The sequence below is a fragment of the Candidatus Hodgkinia cicadicola genome (assembly GCF_002774925.1).
The window spans coordinates 1-20,155 of record NZ_NXGO01000096.1 but is presented as its reverse complement, the minus strand read 5'-3'; the positions used below and the strand labels follow the sequence as shown (position 1 = coordinate 20,155).

Below are 20,155 nucleotides of genomic sequence, written 5' to 3'. Positions count from 1 at the left end.
TTTTTTTACCAATTCGAATTATTGTTCGAACAAAATAAAGAGTTAAAATTAAATATACCACTGGATATTTCTATAATAACTCAAACCAATTAATTTAATTGTACTATTCCTGTTATAATCTGAAATATTCCATTGTAAACTTAAATCAAACCTTAATAATAACCAAAATAAAAACAACACAGTGATAGATCTAACTAAAACTATGATAAACTACCTAATTAAATTCCAAGTACCAAAACATGCAAACTGACTGTATACTACAGGATTTTCATTGATGTTTATATTTATTCTCCAAATATCATCAGGAATTTCGATGGCTATTCACTACAAACCATCAACCAGATTGGCATTTCTATCTATTCATAGAACTGAAAGATTATTTAAATACGGATGATTAGTTAAAAACTTACATGTCTGCGGATCATCTGCGTTGTTCCTGTTGTTATATTTACATATATTTAAAGGAATTTATTATAAAGCATACTCCGGATCCAAAAAAATATTATGATTAACAGGTAGTATAATACATTTAATTATAATTCTGATTGGATTCTTTGGTAGTGTTTTAAGCTGAAGCCAAATGTCATACTGGTCTGCTGTGGTAATCACGAACTTTATAGGCTCAATTCCAATTGTTGGTAAGCCTCTAAGATTAATATTACTTGGAAGATATTCAGTTGGTGCTTCAACACTTAGGAGATTCTTTGTTTTCCATTGTATATTTCCATTTATATGTTTATTTTTCATCATAATACATCTGTTATTAGTACATATTAAAGGTCAAACGAGTCCAATAGCAAACAGATTACCAATATCAAAATCATTTGAAGATCTTTATCCAAATTTTGTTGCTAAAGACATAATTGCCTGTATTGTTGTATTATTTGTAATGTATGTTCTGTGTTTGATCTATCCAAATATAATATTGAATAAATTAAGCTATATCCCAGCCGACTATTATTCAACTCCTACTGATATTAAACCAGAATGGTATTTCTTACCATATTATTCAATACTTAAAACCTTCGAATCAAAGATGTTGGGTATAACTTCGATAACAGTACTCCTATCTTCCTTAGTACTTATTCCATATATTTATAACAAAGAACTACCAAATATAACAACAAGAAGTTACCGATTACATACTATAACCGCATTCATCAGTCTTATCTTTTTAGGATTAACAGGTAAATGTAGATATACAAAACTGATCTCTAAATTATCCAAAGCATGTGTGTTGTGATATCTAGGATTTATTTCTCTACCTTTAATTATAAGAATTATTTCATTTATCAACAAAAAAACATATAGAGATATTGGATATTAGCTTCAAGATAGGTCAGATTAAACGTGGTTTCAATGTTTTTAGACAAGTATGCATCAATTGCCATTCTCTTAAGCTTTTCAAGCTTATGGATCTACTTAAATTGGGATATACCCACAAACAAGCAGCTTTGTTAGTAAAAAAATATAGAATAATCGATTATTTTAAGTTACCATACAAATCAATTATACAGGCCAAACGTTTTAACAATGGATCGTTGCCTCCGGACTTATCTTTAGTAACAAAATATAGATCATTTCAATGAATATATGATCTTTTAACTGGTTATGGTAATACTGTTATAAGAAATAAAAGTAATCTATATCAAAACAAAGGTCTAGAAAGCGGTTGAACTGCTATGAGACCACCATTGGCTTACGGATGTATCAAAGACAACTTCTGTGCTCAACATACCATCCACCAATACACTCGGGATGTAATTGGTTTCCTAAATTGAGTATCAGAACCATGACTAAACATAAGACAGAGAATAACAATACCAATTTTAAGTAGTTTATTTATTACAGGATTAATACTTACTAATTCATTAATTAAAAACAACAACAAAACTCTCTGAGATTACATCGTTAACAACCATTAGTTCAGATCATGAAACCATTAATAACAAGTTATAGTACATTTATGTTACCTAATTATCCCATTGATTCAATACAAATAGTAATTCATAACTAACAATATAAAACTCTTATCTAATAACCTACATAATCAGAGATTTATTACAATAAACTAAAAATGAACAACATCCATGCCTGGAACAAACGAATACCGATACCAATAAGACCATATCTTCCATGTTTTATTAGCTACTATACATCTTAAAATGTTTTCTATGGCATATCTCTGGGTTGTTTAATCAGGAGACCATCGATTAGCATAACAGATAACAGTTTAATTACAAAATCCCATGGATACATTTATCAGTTATTAGTATCTCCATTGTTAATCACATTACTAAGGATCTAACATGAACAGAAGAAAGGTACCTAAATTTAAATTTGATAGAAGAATTGGTAAAAACATCTGAGACTCTAAAAGATCAAGCTTAAACAAACGAAACTATGGGTCGGAACAACATGGTAACAAACCAAAGAAACGTCTAACAGATTATGGTATTAGATTGTTAGCAAAACAAAAGATGAAGATTTATTGTTCCAATTTAACAGAATCAAAACTTTAACAAAAGTATACATAAAAAACTTTGAAATTTAATGGCAATGTTGCTCCCAATATCGTTCGTTTATTAGAAATAAGATTAGATGTACTAGTACATAGGATCAAATTAACTCTATCATTCAGAGCTACCAGACAACTTATAAATCATGGTTATATATTAGTAAATAATAAAGAAGTAAACATATGTTCATATGAGTACAACGTTGGAGATGTCTTCAGAATACATCCGAAATATATTAATTCAATGTTGATAAAACAAAATCCACTTAATTCTGAATTAGATGTTCCAAAACATATCGGATGTTGTTATCGATATCTGACATTTAAGTTAATAAAAATTCCGAAATATACCAATAAAACCTATCCAGTTACCATGAATCCTGAATCCATAGTAGAATTTTATTCAGGTAGATATTAAGTTAATACTTTGCAAGAAAAATATAATACATATCTCATAAAAAACCTAATATTTGTCAATACCTCAAGCCTATCATATTTACAACGTTGTTCCTGATAAATAATATAAACAACCCAACTATCGTGTTAATGAACATCAATGTTAATACTAACACCTCAAACTGATCATAAAAAACCAAACACTGATTAAATGCCCATTTGAGTTCCATTATCTGAATCACCAATAAAATAGATACAATAGCAATATGTAATTTATAATTTTTCTTCATAATAAAGTGCATAAGTTTAATAAAAAGAGTTTTAAACACGGTATACTCAGTGTTATAAAAATTACTAATCCTTTTTCCTTTAGTTAACATGAACCTTATATTATATCTCCTATTTTTTAAATTATTAATATAAGACCATAGAACCAACATACTAGTCATCAACATCATTACCAACGTAATAAGCAGTGTTAGAATTGATTCTATCATTTTCCCATATTATTCAAAATATACGTTAAGGTTATTTTCTTTATGTTCTTAGTATCATCATCGAAGTTTATGTTTGGGTCGATGTAAAACACCAATGGCAAAACAATATCAGCAAATGGAGGTATTATCATCTTGTTGTAACAAAAACATTGTAATTTATTAAAATATTTACTTGCTACAAATGGTGTGATGTTGTAAACTGCTTCACCAACAAAATAGTCGTTATTTTTGTTTCTTAGTTTATAATTGGTCTTTGTTACTTCTCCAGGTATTAAAGTTATATGACTTATACTACATCTAAAAACACATGGCAACATTTTATCTACTTGAGTAATAAATTCTATTTGAATAGGTTGGTGATGTAATTTCTTGTTAAGATTAACTCCTTTCTTTGGAATTCCAGCTAAACCAAACTTGGAACATGTTATTTTATACAATTTTGTTACTGAATAACAGAAAACACCCATGGAAACAACCATCATGATACTGAATCCATAAATCAGACCTGAACTTATCGATAACATCTTTATCATGGACTTTTAATACATGTTTTACCTCTAATTTTGGAATCGATAATAATATAAAAGAACAACAAAATGCCAACAACACCAAAATATGCACCATATGTCGATACTTTGTTTCAACCACTATAAGCTTCGATGTAATCTATACTCCTTCTTGGCATTCCAGCTAATCCTAGAAAATGTTGAGGTAGAAATGTTATGTTTGAAGCTATAAATGTTATAACAGCATGCAATATGCATAATTTTTCACTATATGTTCGGTTAAATATTTTATGGAACCAATAATATCATCCTGCCATGGCAGCAAATGTCGATGCAACAGACAACACGTAATGAAAATGGGCCACAACATAATAAGTATCATGTAATGCTTTACTTAAAGCAGCATTAGCTAATTGTATTCCAGTTAAACCACCTGCAACAAACAATATCACAAATCCTAATGCCCATATCATAGGAGATTTCAAACGAATATTACCACCTCACATAGTACCAAGTCAAGAAAACACCTTGATTCCGGTTGGAACAGCAACCGCCATTGTTGAGATTACAAAATATTTTATTGATTTAAACGTAAGTCCTACAGTATACATGTGATGTGCCCAAACAGTCATACCTATTAATGCTATAGACATCATTGATAATATCATACCAGATCTTCCAAAGATTGGTTTACCTGAAAACTTAGATATAATTTCACTTACTATTCCAAATGCTGGTAGTATTAATGCATAGACTTCCGGATGTCCAAAGAACCAAAACAAATGTTGAAACATCGTGGGATCACTTCCTGCTTGAGCCTCATAGAAAACAGTATTATATCTTCTATCTAAAAACAACATTGTAACAGCACTTATCAACACTGGCATTGTTATTATTAATAATAAGGATGAAATTAACAACGCCCAAGCTATAAGTGACATTTTAACAAGTCTTACTCTCCTATCTTTCTTTGTTATAATTGTTGAAATAAAGTTTGATGAAGTAATTACAGATGAAATACATGCCAATATAATTGCAAATATAACCAAATCTACTGATCTACCAGCATGGTAATTGGCATTAGATAATGGAGGATATAAAGTCCATCCTGTTGCAGAACCATAATCATTTAATGTACCTTTTGTTAACATCGATGCCACTGCAATTAAACCTGACAATACCAAAATAAAGAAAGAACATAAACTTGCTACCTTCGAAGCCAAATCGTTGGACATAACTAATTCTGGTATTAATAAACTTCCCATACCATTGATAAGCATCGGCATTAACATATAAAATATCATTATTAAACCATGTGCTGTCATCGAAGAATTATATAAATGTTTGGCTCTATCATCTATATCCCCATCTTTATATATTAATCTGGCAATTTTGTTGTAAACCTGTATTCCAGGATGTTTTAATTCGGTTCTCATCAAGATCGATATTATCACAGCAATTGTACCAAATGTCACTGAAAAGAATATATAATATCTACCCATCCTAACATGATCCCAAAGCATCAACGAATTTATAACATTTGTAGTATATTTTCTTAGCCAATCATTAACAAATACCACAATATCATAAATATTTAATATCATTCGAAATATGTTATCTTCGATGTAATCTGTTAACTTATTAAATTTACGATCCATGTCTCATTATCCTAAATGCTTTATCTAGATCGGATTTTGCCACTTTCAACCAGTTATTAAATCTTTCTTGAGATACAGCTCGAACAGCAATTGGCATAAATGCATGATCTCTACCACAAAATTCTGAACATTGACCATAATATATACCAGGAGTACTTACTTTGATCCAAGCATCATTCAATTTTCCTGGAATCGCATCTATCTTTAACCCAAACGATGGAACAGCAAACCCATGAATCACATCACCAGATGTTATCAATATTCTAACAACCCTTCTGGTAGGTACAACAAGTTCATAATCTGTTGCCAATAACTCAGGGTAAAGACCTAAATTGGTTTTCTTGAATCCAATTCTATGTTGTTGTCTCAATACATTCGAATTGTAATTAAATCTATCACCAATTAAGTTATATTCATAGTTTCAATATCATTGATGTGCTGTTACTTTTACAGTAATAAATGGCAACCTCTTCTGAGACATCTGATACTTTAATACCTTAAACGAAGGTTCACATATACTGGATAAAATCATAATTGGGATAATTATTCATATGATTTCTAAAGGTAAATTCTTATTTGTTTGTGATATAACAGTATTTCCGTTGTTTTTATAACACAGAATTATAATTGCTATTACAACAAACACCAATATTGGAAATAATAATACATTTGTAAAACTCATAAGCTGATTTATCTGTTTCATTACTGGTGTTGCTGACCGTTGTAAACCTGTCTGTCAATTTAATGGCTTTCCAACAAATATAGACATCTTTCTACCTCAAAACCACCAACATAGTTGGGATTAATATAGATAATAGCCTGTTTATAACCAGATTTTGTTTTTTTGTTAGATAATGAATCATCTTTAGATAGATTAATTCACATAAGATGTGTTTAGTCTTTAATTTATTCCATTTCATATTTAGACATAAATAATAATTTCGGTCTAAGCTTCAATCCTAGTTACAACAAGATGTTCGACCAACAAGTTTATTTTTTTTGTTAGCATCGAATGAATTCTTATTGATTTATCTTAATTCTGTTATCTAATTGAGAACATCAACAACCACAGATAACATCTATGTTTTTTTTTCTTTATCTCAACCTCGTTGTGTTACGATTAGTTAAATTCCAATCCAAACATGTCAGTGTTACTTTGGTTTTTCTTCAATAAACTGAACAATCAGTAACATTATATCACTACTCATCAATTACTTATTAATATTTCTCGATTTATTTCTTTGTTTCCATTAGTAGAACATGTCAATATGTCATAACTAACGAATTTATTCTATTCAATTGTTTAACAGTTTCTATTCATAATCAACATCAATCATACATTTAATAACATTAATCTCATTAAATATTATCAGCAAATGATACAGATAACATAAACATATGCATTGAATTAGAAAAATAATCTGTTATCTCCTACATCTATACCTTATCGTTTATTCCCAACTCTTTATTCCAACATCCAGTTCCAACATTTTGTTTCTTAATTCATGAGCCAATTCAATCAGATCAAACAAGTTTATAAATATTATAACCCTTAATAGATGAGATCTATTGATCTTAAACCAAGAGGTCGTTTGTTCTTAGTGTTTTTAAAAACAAATATTATTTAATAACTATATGCTATTAGTCTTTAATTGTTTATGGTTTTTTATAACAGTCTATCTTCTTATAAACTATTTATACATCTGTACTAACAAAAATCTATCAAATTTTATTTTAATTCTTAGTTATCTGCATGTTGGTTTAAAACGGTCAGAGAAAACATGTATGATCAAAGGGTGACTGGACATTAACAACGATGTAACATGTTTAGCAATTAACACAACTGGACAGAATTGAATTAACACTTCAAGAAACCACCTTCTTAAACTCCACCATTATACTACAGCTGTATTGTTTAATATTATTCTTATCAATTTATATCTGTTTTCCATTTCTCTATAACTAATCTTGGCATATTAACTTCAACCAACAAACGGTTTTTTCCATTTTATACCATTTTGTTAAATCATCGACAACATTAACCTGATTTATAATTTACTTTGTTGTTAGGGTTATATTTTAAATTCTGTCGAAAGTTTACTTGATTCAAAACCATTATACTACTAACAACTTCAGTTTTATGTTAAGCATTTAAAATAATTTCTCGGTATCAGGATTTATTAATGGTCTCATCCGAATCAAATATACTCACATATAGCAAATTATTAAGCTTAATTTTCATCAATTCACACTTATCAATAAATATTTCATAGATTAATCCTCTAATTCTTGACTTAAACACCAACAGCTCAATACTATCGATTGTTGATTTAATATGTCATTTTAACATAAATATCTTTTGTAATACATTTATTTAAACAAATTCCAAGACCAACGTAGTCACTAAATACTGATAGTTCTACTTCATCAATAATCGTGTTCAACCTCTCAAACATATGCTCGATAACACAACGTGATTACACAATTTTATCTTCAATCAATCAAAAAATTATAATTTAAACTACTTACTTTGTTGTTATGATGTTCCATATTTAAAAGATTAAGTTGTTATAATTCTCAATTTTAAATAACTGTTAAAAAGATAAAATAAACATATACCAAACGTTGTACCAAAGATAACAAACAATTGACATGTTTATAACCTCCAATCATTTATTGGTATAATAATTATGAATTAAAGTTATCTAAAACTACCTGATTATAAGCCAATCTTCAAAATATTCTCTGATTTGTTACAATACCATCGAACATTACCTATCCCATTCATTGACTACTATGTTTTTCCCAACATCATGATCATATCTTTTGGATGTTGGTATTTAGTCTGAATCCAGCAATCCGATGTTTGATTCATCAACCGAAACTTCAAATTTATTCAACTACCATTCTTAAATTAATAAACATCTCTTAAAAACATCTATTTGTGTTGGTTATTAATAAATCTTTTCTTTTAATGAAAACACCCAATCAACCAAATCTCCAACACCATCAACGTAATTGTGCCAAACACGAACAGCCATTACAACGTTGTAACGTTTGGTTTTTTAATGTGGATGTTGTTTAGACCATAAGGAACCAAATTATTACTACGATTATCATAAATAGCTTATAGTTATTAATACTTGAAATTAAATGAAACAAACCAAGACTCAATTATATTTAACTTAAAACAAGAACTGATCGATTATTAACTAATTGATGTTAAAAATATAAAAGTATTAAAATAATACCCTATAGTATTATTAACTTTGAAACATTAAACAAAAATCCAACCGCTATAATATATATTCTATCAAGATCAACGATCACTTAACAGTGAATTACTATATGTTATAACATTTCGATTATAATCATGTAAGTTTATTTTTTAATAAAGATAAGCATGAATTATAAACGTTGATAACTTATAATTATCCGATACTTCACAACATTATTCTCACAACAATAACATTCATGATAAATTTGGTATTTATACCAAACTACACATATTGGTTCAATATTTTATCTATTTGTTTGATAATTTTGATCGAATAAATTAATAAATATATTGATGAAGTAATTTATACACATTATTACTAGTTATAAATCACCTGTTATGTCAAATATGTCCAACCTATAACAGATTTATTCCAATTAAAACAATACAATATCTTACTTAAAAATAAATATATAGGAATTAATTCATCACTTTGTTGTTATGATTGGAGTAACAAATCGATGTAAACCGCATAAACACATATAATAAATTGCTCGATTTATGTCTATTATATGTTTTGATAATTCAATATTATAACACATAGTACTAAAATTGATTAACATTTCTAAAACCAAACATGAAACATCTGTAATTATTTATAACATCTACTTAATGGGTATATAACCACTACATTTATATTCTTCAATTAACACCATTTTTTTGTATCACAACAAAAGAACCAAACACATAATAGCAGGCAGTTGTTAACATTTTTTTGGCATTGAATTACTTATTGAAATAATCTGTTATATTTTAATAAATACCTCATCAACAACGTTGTTCCAGTTAAAATTAAACTAATCAATCATCGAATATATATCTGTTTTATCTCGAATTTTAATATTTATAACATTATAACCTAAATATTTTCAATGTACCGAACAATTATCTCCCCATTTCATCATTTCTATGTTACAAGTTAATGACTACTAATAAGTGTAACTACCTTTTATCTATCATAAATCGTTATATCTTTAAACAAAATTGATGATAAATAATCCAAAACATGTAAATATCTCCATAAACACATATATATATATATTTTAATCTATACACCGAAATAACATCTCTTCGTTGTATCAAATCCTGACATATACTCATTATTACGGAAAATAAATATCACTACTGATATAAATTGTATTAGTTAACTACTAATTCTGATCCCAACACGTTGTCATTGATCCGATTATTATAGGAACTTATGTAAACATTACAACAAAATCATTCACTTGTTGTTTATCTTTAAAACTCATATGAATTAATAACTTATTCATGTTGTATTTTAAAAATAATAAGAATGTAATAACAACTACCTTGATATGTTGATGTATAAATTATAACCAAACGTTTGGTTACCTGATCAAACGCCAAAATGTCTACCTGTTGAATTATCAATTTTAGATATTTCTATAACAACTAAGTAAATATTTAACATATAAAAATGTTGTCAAACGTTGATGCATAACAGTAGAAAATACCATTAATAAGTTTTCAAACAACTATTAAACTAATATGATAATACCATCAGTCTCGGCAAGCCTGTAATATTTATACTTAATATTAATAAGTTTTTATGTTTGTTTATCTACTAAATTGAAATAAATTTACATATCTAAATCATAAATTAACTCAAATGAGATTATACACTTGTAATCAAGGATAATGAATATAACTAAGCTTATTGTTCATCGATGTAGATGAAACCTAAGTGTTGTTATGTTTGGAATTCATATCCTACTTTGTTGTTATTTTGTTTAGATGTTATATTAATAATTAACTTTTATTAAACTTAAATAAAAGATATGTTACCGATTGGTTCATTTCCATACAAAACATATAGTTGTTCTTATAGTTTTAAGTCATAATAACATGTAGTTATGTTAAATAAATTAGGAAATAGTAAACTTATATTAATGTCTGATAAATAACATCAATGTCCAAAGTCAGTAGAGGATTAACAACTCACTATAAACATAAAGAAATTCTAAAATTAACTTAGAGGTTGTTATGGTCATCGTAATCCTGCATTAAAACAACAAAACAGACTGTGGATAGATCTCTAGCTTATAAGTATAAATCAAATAGATTAAAACGATGTATTGAAAAAACAAATTCAATCAAATGTCTAAACAAAGGTTCAAACAAACGATCTATTGGATATAAACTAACAATATTTGGTTAACATAAGCTTGGTCTGGAATACACGTTGCCAATGTTAAATGAACTAGCAAGTAAAAATTTATTCTATGATGTGTTATCTAATTTATTTGTTTTCTTACCAAAGATTAGTTAATTAAAACTATTCGATCGTTGGAGATTAAAAGAGTGTTGGTTCATTGTTGCTTGAACGTTGTTACCAAACTTTGAATATCGGATCCAAGATATTAATCTCAATCATTATTAGTTCAAATAATATTCAATAACATATTAATCACAAGTATCTGTGTTGGATTAGATCCTTTTTTTGGTTTAATTTCAACTTATAAACTAATAGATTAGACAGAACAATACTTATAAAAAAAACAAACCAAATCTTAATATAAATACACTAATTTAATCCATATTGCTTAATACAAACCAACGTTGGTGAGATTTAATACCTACATGTTTAGTCGTTTGTTATCTCGATACACATACAACCTCCATGTAATACCATCTTTATTTTTTTGTTGTTGTATTTTATATAAATCATACCCATTTAAAGCCAATAATCCATGAATTGGATAAACAATAATATAATTATAAACATTTTTTTTCTTACATAGATAATAATACTATTAATTTCTAATAAAAAATGATAAATTTATACAACACCATTGATGGGTTACCATATTGAATCATTGATTTCTTTTGTTTAACACGTTTCTTCATGTTTGAAGCTTAACATTTAATTAATCTATACTACCAGGGATGGAATTGACATCGTTTGTTTGTTGTTACCCTATTGATTCACCTTTAATTAATACCCTATGACCGTTGTTCATCAAACAAAATGTTACATTGATATTAAATATGGCTATTCCAATCATGGTAGGATTAAATCAATTTTAATTAAGATACTTGGAACTACACTTTGAATAAAAACCAACATCCATGCATTTAATAGTTTAAACTTAATTGGGGTTTATATCTTCCAATAACACAACTAAACTGTTTGAATTCAAAAAAAAACACAGACACATCAATTTAATATTGAATCTATTAATGTTAGAAATACTTTGATTAAAACGGACTATTAGTACAGATGTTTAATATTAACATGTTACAGAAACAAGAAAATGGTATAAATGTTAGGTATACATGTTATCAACGAAGTAATAGAAGTTGTAACTTTGTTGGAATGTTGAATAGAAAAAAGGTTTAGGGTATTAGATGGACCACCATTTGCAAACAGTGAACTTCATCTAGGTCATATGGTAAATAAAATACTGAAAGATATTTGTATCAAGACCAATGAAGAACTTGGAAGGTCTATCGAGTATCAAACATAATTGGGATTGCCATGAATTACCTATCGAACTACAAGTAGTAGCTAAAACAAAGAACAGAAGTACTTATCATTTTTATGTAAGATATATTCATTGAACTGAGCTATAACACAAGGGTTGCAACTAAAAATGTTTGGAATCCGTTGTTATAAATCAAGGACAGTTGTACTTTGTAAGCTCAAAGATGATAACTGATAGAATTTATAACCTTGTTAAAACAGGGATGATAACGTTTGGAAAGAAATATTCAGCTTGGTCAATAACAGATAACAGCAACATACCAGATGTCGATGTTAACAATTCGGTGATGGATAGTCTTGGAAGCGGGATATATGGTGTAATATCTATAAAGACAACAAGTTAAGATAACATCAACGCCAAGTTAGTTAATTTTTTTGTTCCAAGATTCAAGATGTTAGGTTCGAGAATACAGATTAGTAATTGTATGTTATGGTCGTTGCTATGGGAACATATGTTAATGTAGCCACAAATGGATTAAATTTTAAAAGATTTAAACATAGATCAATCTTGTTGTTAGAAAAAAAGTAAATATGATCAATCAATGGTTATATGGACCAATCCCTGCTGAAATAATGACTACTTTCAATGTTTTCAATGTTTTTAACCAAAGAAATATGCCAACAGTTGTTGATTTTGGAACTAAACCACCGATCGTTGACATAACAAACAGATTAATACAGGTTTAAAAGGTTAACTGAATATAAAAGAAGTTTTTTGAACTACAACAACAAATATTTTAAAAAATGACAACCGATGTTATAACTAATGGTTTGGTTGAACAAAAAACAACATGTGATAAATAAACTTATAACCTGTTCACTTATCCATAAGTGTGTTGAAGTGAATAAATGGTGTCTGAGATCAACACGATCGAGTTCTTTGGTAATTAATTGTGTTAATTCTTAATAGAATATAAAATTAGATTACAACAAGAAAGTGACAATCGACAAAGATTATTAATTATATAAAGTTTAAACTTCAATGACATAAGGAATTAATACGTTAAATTAATTTGAACAAGGGCAGATTGGATTGTGTTACATCAACATGTTTTGGGAACACCTATTTGTTTAGTTAGAGATAGATTTAATAAGGTAATCCATGATAAAAAAATTATTTTGAAGGTTGTAAGATCTATTTGAGAAAGAAATGGGTTCGTATTGATCAGAAGTTAAGATTTTATATGGCAGATATGATAGGTTCAATTGATCGAAGGTAAATGATGTCTTGGATGTATGGTTTGATGCGGGTATTGTTTATAAATTAAGGAATGGTAGATTACCTCGGGATGTTGTTATCGGAGGTATGAATCAACATAGAGGATGATTTCAAACATTATTAATAACCAGTACTATATTTGAGGATAAAATTCCAACAAGAACATTGATAACACATCCGTTTGTCTTGAATGTTGATTTTAATAAGATGTCAAAGTCTATTGTTGAAACTTCTGTTAACAATACAATAAACAACGACCACAACGTTTCAAGAGGATGGATTTTTGGCTTTGGTTTATCTGAAAACAGAATAGTAGAGGGTAATTGATCATTGAAAATGATAGAAGTGTTATATGGAATAAATAATGTAATAAAATGAACACTTAATGTTATGGAACCTGAAACTGAATTGATTCCAGGGCTGTTATGTCAGATTGACAGGTTTGTTTTACATAAATTAGTTATTTGAAACAACAACAATCGGTAGTCTTTATGATAATTGTTTATATTATGACATATTAGATCTCATTGGAAATATATGTAAAGATATATCCTCAGATTATTTTGACTCATCGAAACGTTTACTATCCTGTTATTTTAGATATTATACTAAACGGATGAATTGTTTACATGTTATAAATTGTTGGACAACACAGGTATGTAAATGGCTTAATCCAATTTTACCAACATGGTATAAGAATATTTTTTAATCAACTTAAGATCTGTAATTATGTTATTTGGTAATCACCTTCAAATTAATTCAATTCTACGGTAGCATTACAATTGAAGTTATAAATCTAATAAAAGATGTAGTTAATGGTATATTATTTGATAAGAATTTAACAAGGAAAAAAATAAATTGGTCATAAGTAATTGTAATAGTAAGTGATGTCAGTAAGTTAAAGTTGTTCAAAAATATAAGTTCCAACGATATATCTGGGTATATTAAATTAAATATTATTTATTCAAAGAAGATAATGGAGGGTAAGGATGTTGGGATTTGTAATTCTGTTTGAATCAAGATTGGTATTAAATATCAGAATTTATGTAATAGGTGTAGAAGACTGTCTAATAGACAGATGTAAGTAATCTAAATTGATGTTTGGTATGAGTTTTAGAGAATTAATAGATAAAAAATATTTAAATTAATTAATGTGTAATGTATAATGGGTGTGATCGGATTTTGGTTTTATAAAAGATAACAAATATTTCAATTAAATGTAATTGATCATAGAAATGTTTCTTCAATTCTAAGAACAGCTCTAGTTTTAATAAGTTTTTAATAACTGGACGTTGTTTGTTTTTTAAATTGAATTTAATTAATAGTTCAATAAATTTAGTAGTTGATACAATCGAATTTAAATTGATTTCAATCAGATATATATTGGATAATCTATTAGCAACAAAATAATATAAATATCTCAAGTGAAGTGATCTTATGTTTTCTAATTTTATTAAGATGGTTAACTATTAAGCCAACGAAGTGATGATTTCTTGAATTCTGATACATATTACACCGTTGTAAATCATAACAGATCTCGAACTGAAATGTAGATTTATGTTGAATATAAATTTATGTGAATTTATGAACATCGAGATTAAACTTTAACGTTAATACCGATCTATTGCTTTTATAATTTCTTTCATGTTTGAATATATTTAGTTTTTTAAAAACTTTGTTAGGTTTAGATGTCAATCTAATAAATTTAATAATTGATTAATGTTCGAGTTAATAATTTTGTTTGTTATTAAGTTGTTAAGTTTTAATGCGGATCTTCTTAATGATTCTGTTCATGTGTTTTTTGTAAACATGAATGTTGTTTGTTGAATCTTCGAACAATTGATGTCTCTTTCTAGGTTATTGTTTCAACTTGTTTAAGTTCTAACCTTTTGTTCATAACTTCTAAGCATAGAAGAGTTCTTATTTTAAAGGAATAATCTATTCCATACTTCAAATGTATACATTGAGATCTTAAATCTAAACATGGTAGTGTTGAGATGTTTCTATATGTGTAGATGTTTTCGGTTGTTGGATTTGTAGATTCGTTTATCAATATATATAATATTTCTTAATGTTTTGTCTATGTTTTTTAATATTAGTAATGGCAATTAATTTAATTGGATTAATATACTTCACCCATTAACAAGTACCATCTTTGGATAACAGGTGGTCAATTTAAAGGTCAATTTAGTAAAACTCGGGATCGGATGTTGGATTTAATTAAGTTCTAATCAGAATAGTTAACAGTTTGAATTTTTTTTAACCAACATCCTCATGGTTTTTGTTTGGTATTAATTTAATGTTGACATAAGTACCCGATGTTTTGTTATGTTTAGATCATTTTATCTTATAATTCTTGTTGTTAACGGTAAGTTTTACTTATGTTATTACATCTAACATCGATTATTATTAACAAACTTGTAGTTGTGTTGTTTTTTTGTTGTTTTAAGTTATTATTAATAAGTATTTTATAATTGTAACATAAAGTTTATATATATTCTGACGTGTTTATATTTTCTTGGGAATGGATTAATTACTACTATTCTGTTGTCCAGTTCTGTTTAATCTACTTGTTTTTAACAACGTTGTGACTCCTAATAGCGGTTTAATAAAGATTTTGGTTTGGATTTAACAGTTTATCTCTAAAGTTTGATCGGATTTATAGTGTTTTTGTTGTTGTTAACATGTTGAAATGAATTATCTAAATCATTTATCATAGTCGTTAATGTCTTCGAAGCCGATCTGCAACCTTATGATCGGGGTGTTGGTTATTCCCTTGAAATGTCGATGTTTAGTATCAGCTATTGCTGCTAAGCTTTTGATATCCTCCTCATGACCATTCTAATCCAAATATTTTAAGACCATCTAATAATCTCTTATAGTTTTCAATTTTGTTGCTTTTAAGAGTAAACGATATTATGTCATTACTTAATTTGTAATCTCTTTTCCAAAGTTTATGATCCGGAGATCATGGTAAAATCGGACTGAACACATGATTTACATAACCCGATGTGGTTAAATATTTACAAACCTTAACAACAGAATTATGGTGGTAATGTAATCGAACGAAGACTGGTTTCAGATTTTTAAGAACCAAGGTGCAGTTATAACTACTACTTGTTGTTCCGATAAACCTTTCGAAGTTGTTAAATGTCAATGAAATTTTTTTGTTGTAGATACCGATCAACCGCAACGTCCAAACACCCTGTTGGGTATAAATTAAGTACAAATCGATATATCGGCTCCTTGTGTTATTGGTTTATATATTAAGGGTGTTGTTCATGAATTATCCATTGATATAATACATCTGTTTGAACGTTGTTTTATGTATTTACAGATTGAATGACATATCTAATATCTCGAATGTATTCGAACATGGTGATTCCAAATGAATTGACTTGGTATTGGTTCTAAGTAATGTCTTTAAGTTATATCCATCTCTTGGATCGAAGAAGTCAACATGGACATTGAATCTTGTTAAGAACATCTTACAGAATTGTTTTAAAGGATTAATAAACAACATCCACCACCAATGCGTGGTCGTTTGGCTTGAGTATACATAGAAATGTTGATGTTAATGCCATTAATCCCGAACATGTTACCATTGTTTTATCGGATCTTTTCAACATGCTAATAGCAACACATAGATCATTTGTTGTTGGTGTGCCATGTTGTCCATAGGTATATTTTTTTTGTTATTCTTTATCATCTCAGATGTATTTCTGAATAAAATCGTTGATCCATTAACGAGGATGTTGTTCACGAATCCGTTGTCCATATCATCGAATGTTTTTATTAAAGTGGTACTATCAGCTAGATTGTTGTGGGTGTTTGTTTTAATTTTGTTCAAGTAATCTATTCTGTTAGTCATTTATAGGCTGTTATCAGATGGGTAGATGGATTCGGATTGTCACCTTGTTGTTTTCTTGACCGGATATATTTATCTTCATAATTTAAATCTGGAGGTTGGTAACCAAAATTATCAGATGGATTAAACATGTTTATGTTTGGTCATCGTTTCGATCTCCGTTGTCTTCTTCATCTCCATTTTTGGAGTTCTCTTTATCATCTTCATAGTAATTCTCATAATATTCCCGTTCATCTTCTCGTTCACATAGATCATTGAAGAGTTTAGCTAAAACGATGATGTAAAACGTTAACCACCTATAATCTGTCAATGAATATAACAGAATTGATATTGGATTTAAAATAATCGTTATTTTGTTTCAAGTTCATCTTATCATTTTCTTTGTTTTTCGTTTTAATCTTCTTATTAGACGATAAAATGGTTTTAATTTGTAATTTACATACCATCAACAAACAAAAATACCATAAATCAAACGTATGAGTATATTGGTTAAACTTATTGATGTTATTTTTGTAAATCACTTGCTTATAACGTTTCTAATATGTGATAGATCTTCACATCAGAGGGTGTATTCTTTTATCAGTGTGGTTCTAATCAAAAGATGTTTATTTGTATAAGATTAGTTGTTAATTTAATAAATTATAACAAAAGCGGATAACAAAATCCAATGAATAGAAAGATAGTGGTTGGTATGTTTAAGTAATATTTGATGGCATGTTGTTTTTAAGTAATTAAAAGCCAACGGTTATATGGTTTTTTATAGTATTTAATAATGTGGTTATTATTTCGATGTCGGAGTGTTCTGGTTTTTAAACAACAATGTATAAGGTAATTGATATTTTAAATAAAGAGTTAATCGTCTTGTTACAACGTTTGGTCCGAATATCTTTGGAGTATAAATTGTTGATTAAGTTCAGATTTGTATTAAACGGGTTTTTGATGTTGGGTTTTTGTTATTCCATAGTAATTTATAGGGATAAATTGACCAACGAGATCATGATGTTAACATATATGTGGAGTACTTAGTTAATCAAGTTTTGTTAATATTAATAGTTATAAAGTATACTAATCAATAATATCGATGTTGGAGGTATAATCTTGGAATTGAAGATTCAGTTCGAACATGTATGTTTTTTTTGTTTCTGTGTTAACATCCGATGTTTCGGTTTAAGCTCTAAAATATAAATTGTATCTGTGTTATGGCGGTTTGACCAAACATCCAATGAAAACATGTCAGTTTTTAGTATTATGATAGATGTTACCATGTAATCCACAACATGTTGACAACTTTTGTTCGGTTGTTGGTGTTTCAATTCTTAATTAGTTATATAGTAATCTTCATGGAAGATCTGTTCATTTTATTGGTTGATAACTAGAAACAACATGGTTAAAAAGAAGGAGATGGAAGTATTAAGTTTGGTATTGGTGCGGATGTTGTTCGATTAGACATAGTGTCGGAATTTGTAAAGTTATCGAAACGACCAATGTTTAACCAATTGAATAATTACCAACTATAGGTATACTCGGACATATATTAATAGGAATTAAGAACTAATGGTGTTGTTGGCCATGGTAACGTTGTAGTTGCTAAACGTTTTAACATTTAAATTGTTGTAATGATCTGATCTATGACTGGTGGAAACAATTGGTTGGCTTCGGGTAGAGGTAATTGGTAGTTTTGTTGTTGTTTGGGTGTTTGTGTTGTCAGTTTAAATAGAAGAAAGGGTTATAAAAGAACATACGGATATAAAATGTTATAATTATGGTATGTTTTATGAAGATAATGAGGTTGTAAGTAATAAGATATTTAGTTGAGATTGGTGTTGTGGTTGAGATGTTTTGTTATGTAACTGGTTGAAGGATTTATTGGAATTAGAACTGATACTTGTGAGAAATAATTGTGTTCATGGATGTTGTACCGATGATGTGTTTGGTAGGATGGTTTTTTTTTGATTTATTTAAGAATTAACAATAAAATAGTATTGAAATGATACAACGAAGACATGGATTTGATCCTGTGATTATAAATCATGAATCTAATGAGATCTATCTATACTGTTCCATATGTGGAAGATGAAATACCCACCAGTAAAACCTTCAGTCCTATATATTTGATTGAAAGGACAACAAGGTGTCTAAGATTTTAACTATTCATGTTCAACATGGTAATGCGTTGTTGTTCTTAAACTAAATTACTGAAAGGCATAAGTATTTACTTCTTCAGTTTTGTTGTTAGTAGTTTGTTTATAGTTTTCGAGATATTAGTACCAGTTAGCTGAAATATGTTACCATACTTACACATCTGGCCTATCAACGTGATAGTCTATCACTTCTCTTAATAGAATGTTTCTTCGGTTTAGCTTCCGGCTTAGATGCTTTCAGCAGTTATCTATTCCATACTTAGCCATCCTGCCATGCCGTTTGGCAACGACAACAGGTAGACCAGAGGTATGTCCATCTCGGTCCTCTCGTACTAGAGACAGGATCCGTCAACATTCTTTTTCCCACGGCAGATAGGGACCGAACTGTCTCGCGACGTTCTGAACCCAACTCACGTACCGCTTTAAATGGCGAACAGCCATACCCTTGGGACCTTGTTCAGCCCCAGGATGCGATGAGTCGACATCGAGGTGCCAAGCAACCCCGTCGATAAGAACTCTCAGGGGTTATTAGCCTGTTATCCCCGGCGTACCTTTTATCCGTTGAGC

General features: G+C 28.6%; 21 protein-coding genes and 1 rRNA gene. 9 read left to right on the top strand and 13 right to left on the bottom strand.

The genetic code is table 4. The features are described from left to right. Positions 1–181: 181 nt before the first annotated feature. From MAGTDC_RS03265 to MAGTDC_RS03250, 4 genes are all read left to right on the top strand, one after another. Positions 182–1,327: a cytochrome b gene (locus tag MAGTDC_RS03265; protein ID WP_192573188.1), complete on the top strand. Its 1,146-nt coding sequence runs from the start codon at positions 182–184 to the stop codon at positions 1,325–1,327. Beyond that, positions 1,317–1,925 (top strand): cytochrome c1, encoded by a 609-nt coding sequence (locus MAGTDC_RS03260; protein ID WP_192573187.1) that lies wholly within the window; start codon positions 1,317–1,319, stop codon positions 1,923–1,925. The genes MAGTDC_RS03265 and MAGTDC_RS03260 overlap by 11 nt, the downstream gene beginning before the upstream one ends. 384 nt (positions 1,926–2,309) lie before the next feature. Next, positions 2,310–2,522, top strand: a complete 213-nt coding sequence (locus tag MAGTDC_RS03255; RefSeq protein WP_146657025.1) for a ribosomal protein uS4 family protein — start codon at positions 2,310–2,312, stop codon at positions 2,520–2,522. Between the two features lie 21 nt (positions 2,523–2,543). Further along, entirely contained in the window at positions 2,544–2,936 is a 393-nt protein-coding gene (locus MAGTDC_RS03250; protein ID WP_146657024.1) for a S4 domain-containing protein, read from the top strand. A 468-nt stretch (positions 2,937–3,404) separates the two neighbouring features. Here the strand turns inward: MAGTDC_RS03250 and MAGTDC_RS03245 are convergent, their stop codons facing one another. The 5 genes from MAGTDC_RS03245 to MAGTDC_RS05670 form a co-directional block, all read right to left on the bottom strand. Beyond that, a complete protein-coding gene (locus MAGTDC_RS03245; RefSeq protein ID WP_192573186.1) occupies positions 3,405–3,890 on the bottom strand; it encodes a cytochrome c oxidase assembly protein in 486 nt (161 codons plus the stop codon). Positions 3,891–3,937: 47 nt separating this feature from the next. Continuing rightward, a complete protein-coding gene (locus MAGTDC_RS03240) occupies positions 3,938–5,575 on the bottom strand; it encodes a cbb3-type cytochrome c oxidase subunit I (RefSeq protein WP_146657022.1) in 1,638 nt (545 codons plus the stop codon). Beyond that, the gene (gene coxB, locus MAGTDC_RS03235; protein WP_146657021.1) at positions 5,565–6,344 is read right to left on the bottom strand and encodes a cytochrome c oxidase subunit II; all 780 of its coding nucleotides are present in this window, start codon (positions 6,342–6,344) and stop codon (positions 5,565–5,567) included. The genes MAGTDC_RS03240 and coxB overlap by 11 nt, the downstream gene beginning before the upstream one ends. Positions 6,345–7,718: 1,374 nt before the next feature. Then, complete coding sequence (locus MAGTDC_RS04970; RefSeq protein WP_192573185.1) at positions 7,719–7,925, bottom strand: hypothetical protein; 207 nt, start codon at positions 7,923–7,925, stop codon at positions 7,719–7,721. Between the two features lie 2,236 nt (positions 7,926–10,161). Next, the gene (locus MAGTDC_RS05670) at positions 10,162–10,287 is read right to left on the bottom strand and encodes a hypothetical protein (RefSeq protein ID WP_278046972.1); all 126 of its coding nucleotides are present in this window, start codon (positions 10,285–10,287) and stop codon (positions 10,162–10,164) included. Positions 10,288–11,762: 1,475 nt separating this feature from the next. Here MAGTDC_RS05670 and MAGTDC_RS04965 point away from each other — a divergent pair. The 5 genes from MAGTDC_RS04965 to MAGTDC_RS03215 all read left to right on the top strand — a co-directional run bounded on the left by MAGTDC_RS04965 (position 11,763) and on the right by MAGTDC_RS03215 (position 14,663). Then, positions 11,763–11,903 carry a hypothetical protein gene (locus MAGTDC_RS04965; protein ID WP_192573184.1) on the top strand — a complete coding sequence of 47 codons (141 nt, stop codon included), beginning with the start codon at positions 11,763–11,765 and terminating at the stop codon, positions 11,901–11,903. Positions 11,904–12,139: 236 nt separating this feature from the next. Next, entirely contained in the window at positions 12,140–12,343 is a 204-nt protein-coding gene (locus MAGTDC_RS03230) for a class I tRNA ligase family protein (protein ID WP_278046971.1), read from the top strand. A gap of 181 nt (positions 12,344–12,524) precedes the next feature. Further along, positions 12,525–12,704 carry a hypothetical protein gene (locus MAGTDC_RS03225; RefSeq protein WP_192573183.1) on the top strand — a complete coding sequence of 60 codons (180 nt, stop codon included), beginning with the start codon at positions 12,525–12,527 and terminating at the stop codon, positions 12,702–12,704. An 806-nt stretch (positions 12,705–13,510) separates the two neighbouring features. Next, on the top strand, positions 13,511–14,065 hold the full coding sequence (locus MAGTDC_RS03220; protein WP_146657019.1) for a class I tRNA ligase family protein: 555 nt from the start codon (positions 13,511–13,513) through the stop codon (positions 14,063–14,065). A gap of 418 nt (positions 14,066–14,483) precedes the next feature. Beyond that, positions 14,484–14,663, top strand: a complete 180-nt coding sequence (locus MAGTDC_RS03215; protein WP_146657018.1) for a hypothetical protein — start codon at positions 14,484–14,486, stop codon at positions 14,661–14,663. Between the two features lie 768 nt (positions 14,664–15,431). On the opposite strand, the gene MAGTDC_RS04960 is transcribed toward MAGTDC_RS03215, so the two are convergent. The 8 genes from MAGTDC_RS04960 to MAGTDC_RS03185 all read right to left on the bottom strand — a co-directional run. Then, positions 15,432–15,632: a hypothetical protein gene (locus tag MAGTDC_RS04960; protein WP_192573182.1), complete on the bottom strand. Its 201-nt coding sequence runs from the start codon at positions 15,630–15,632 to the stop codon at positions 15,432–15,434. Positions 15,633–16,370: 738 nt separating this feature from the next. After that, the gene (locus MAGTDC_RS03210) at positions 16,371–16,808 is read right to left on the bottom strand and encodes a PLP-dependent transferase (protein ID WP_192573181.1); all 438 of its coding nucleotides are present in this window, start codon (positions 16,806–16,808) and stop codon (positions 16,371–16,373) included. A 102-nt stretch (positions 16,809–16,910) separates the two neighbouring features. Next, positions 16,911–17,066, bottom strand: coding sequence for a hypothetical protein (locus MAGTDC_RS06015; RefSeq protein WP_414173071.1), 156 nt, complete (start codon positions 17,064–17,066; stop codon positions 16,911–16,913). Between the two features lie 22 nt (positions 17,067–17,088). Further along, the gene (locus MAGTDC_RS06010; RefSeq protein ID WP_414173070.1) at positions 17,089–17,214 is read right to left on the bottom strand and encodes a hypothetical protein; all 126 of its coding nucleotides are present in this window, start codon (positions 17,212–17,214) and stop codon (positions 17,089–17,091) included. Then, a complete protein-coding gene (locus tag MAGTDC_RS05660; protein ID WP_278046969.1) occupies positions 17,178–17,450 on the bottom strand; it encodes a hypothetical protein in 273 nt (90 codons plus the stop codon). Before MAGTDC_RS05660 ends, MAGTDC_RS06010 begins: the two co-directional genes overlap by 37 nt. 130 nt (positions 17,451–17,580) lie before the next feature. Further along, positions 17,581–18,045: a hypothetical protein gene (locus MAGTDC_RS03195; RefSeq protein WP_146657015.1), complete on the bottom strand. Its 465-nt coding sequence runs from the start codon at positions 18,043–18,045 to the stop codon at positions 17,581–17,583. Positions 18,046–18,493: 448 nt separating this feature from the next. Continuing rightward, positions 18,494–18,712 carry a hypothetical protein gene (locus MAGTDC_RS05655; protein WP_278046968.1) on the bottom strand — a complete coding sequence of 73 codons (219 nt, stop codon included), beginning with the start codon at positions 18,710–18,712 and terminating at the stop codon, positions 18,494–18,496. A gap of 975 nt (positions 18,713–19,687) precedes the next feature. After that, positions 19,688–20,155 (bottom strand): 23S ribosomal RNA (locus tag MAGTDC_RS03185); the annotation flags it as partial.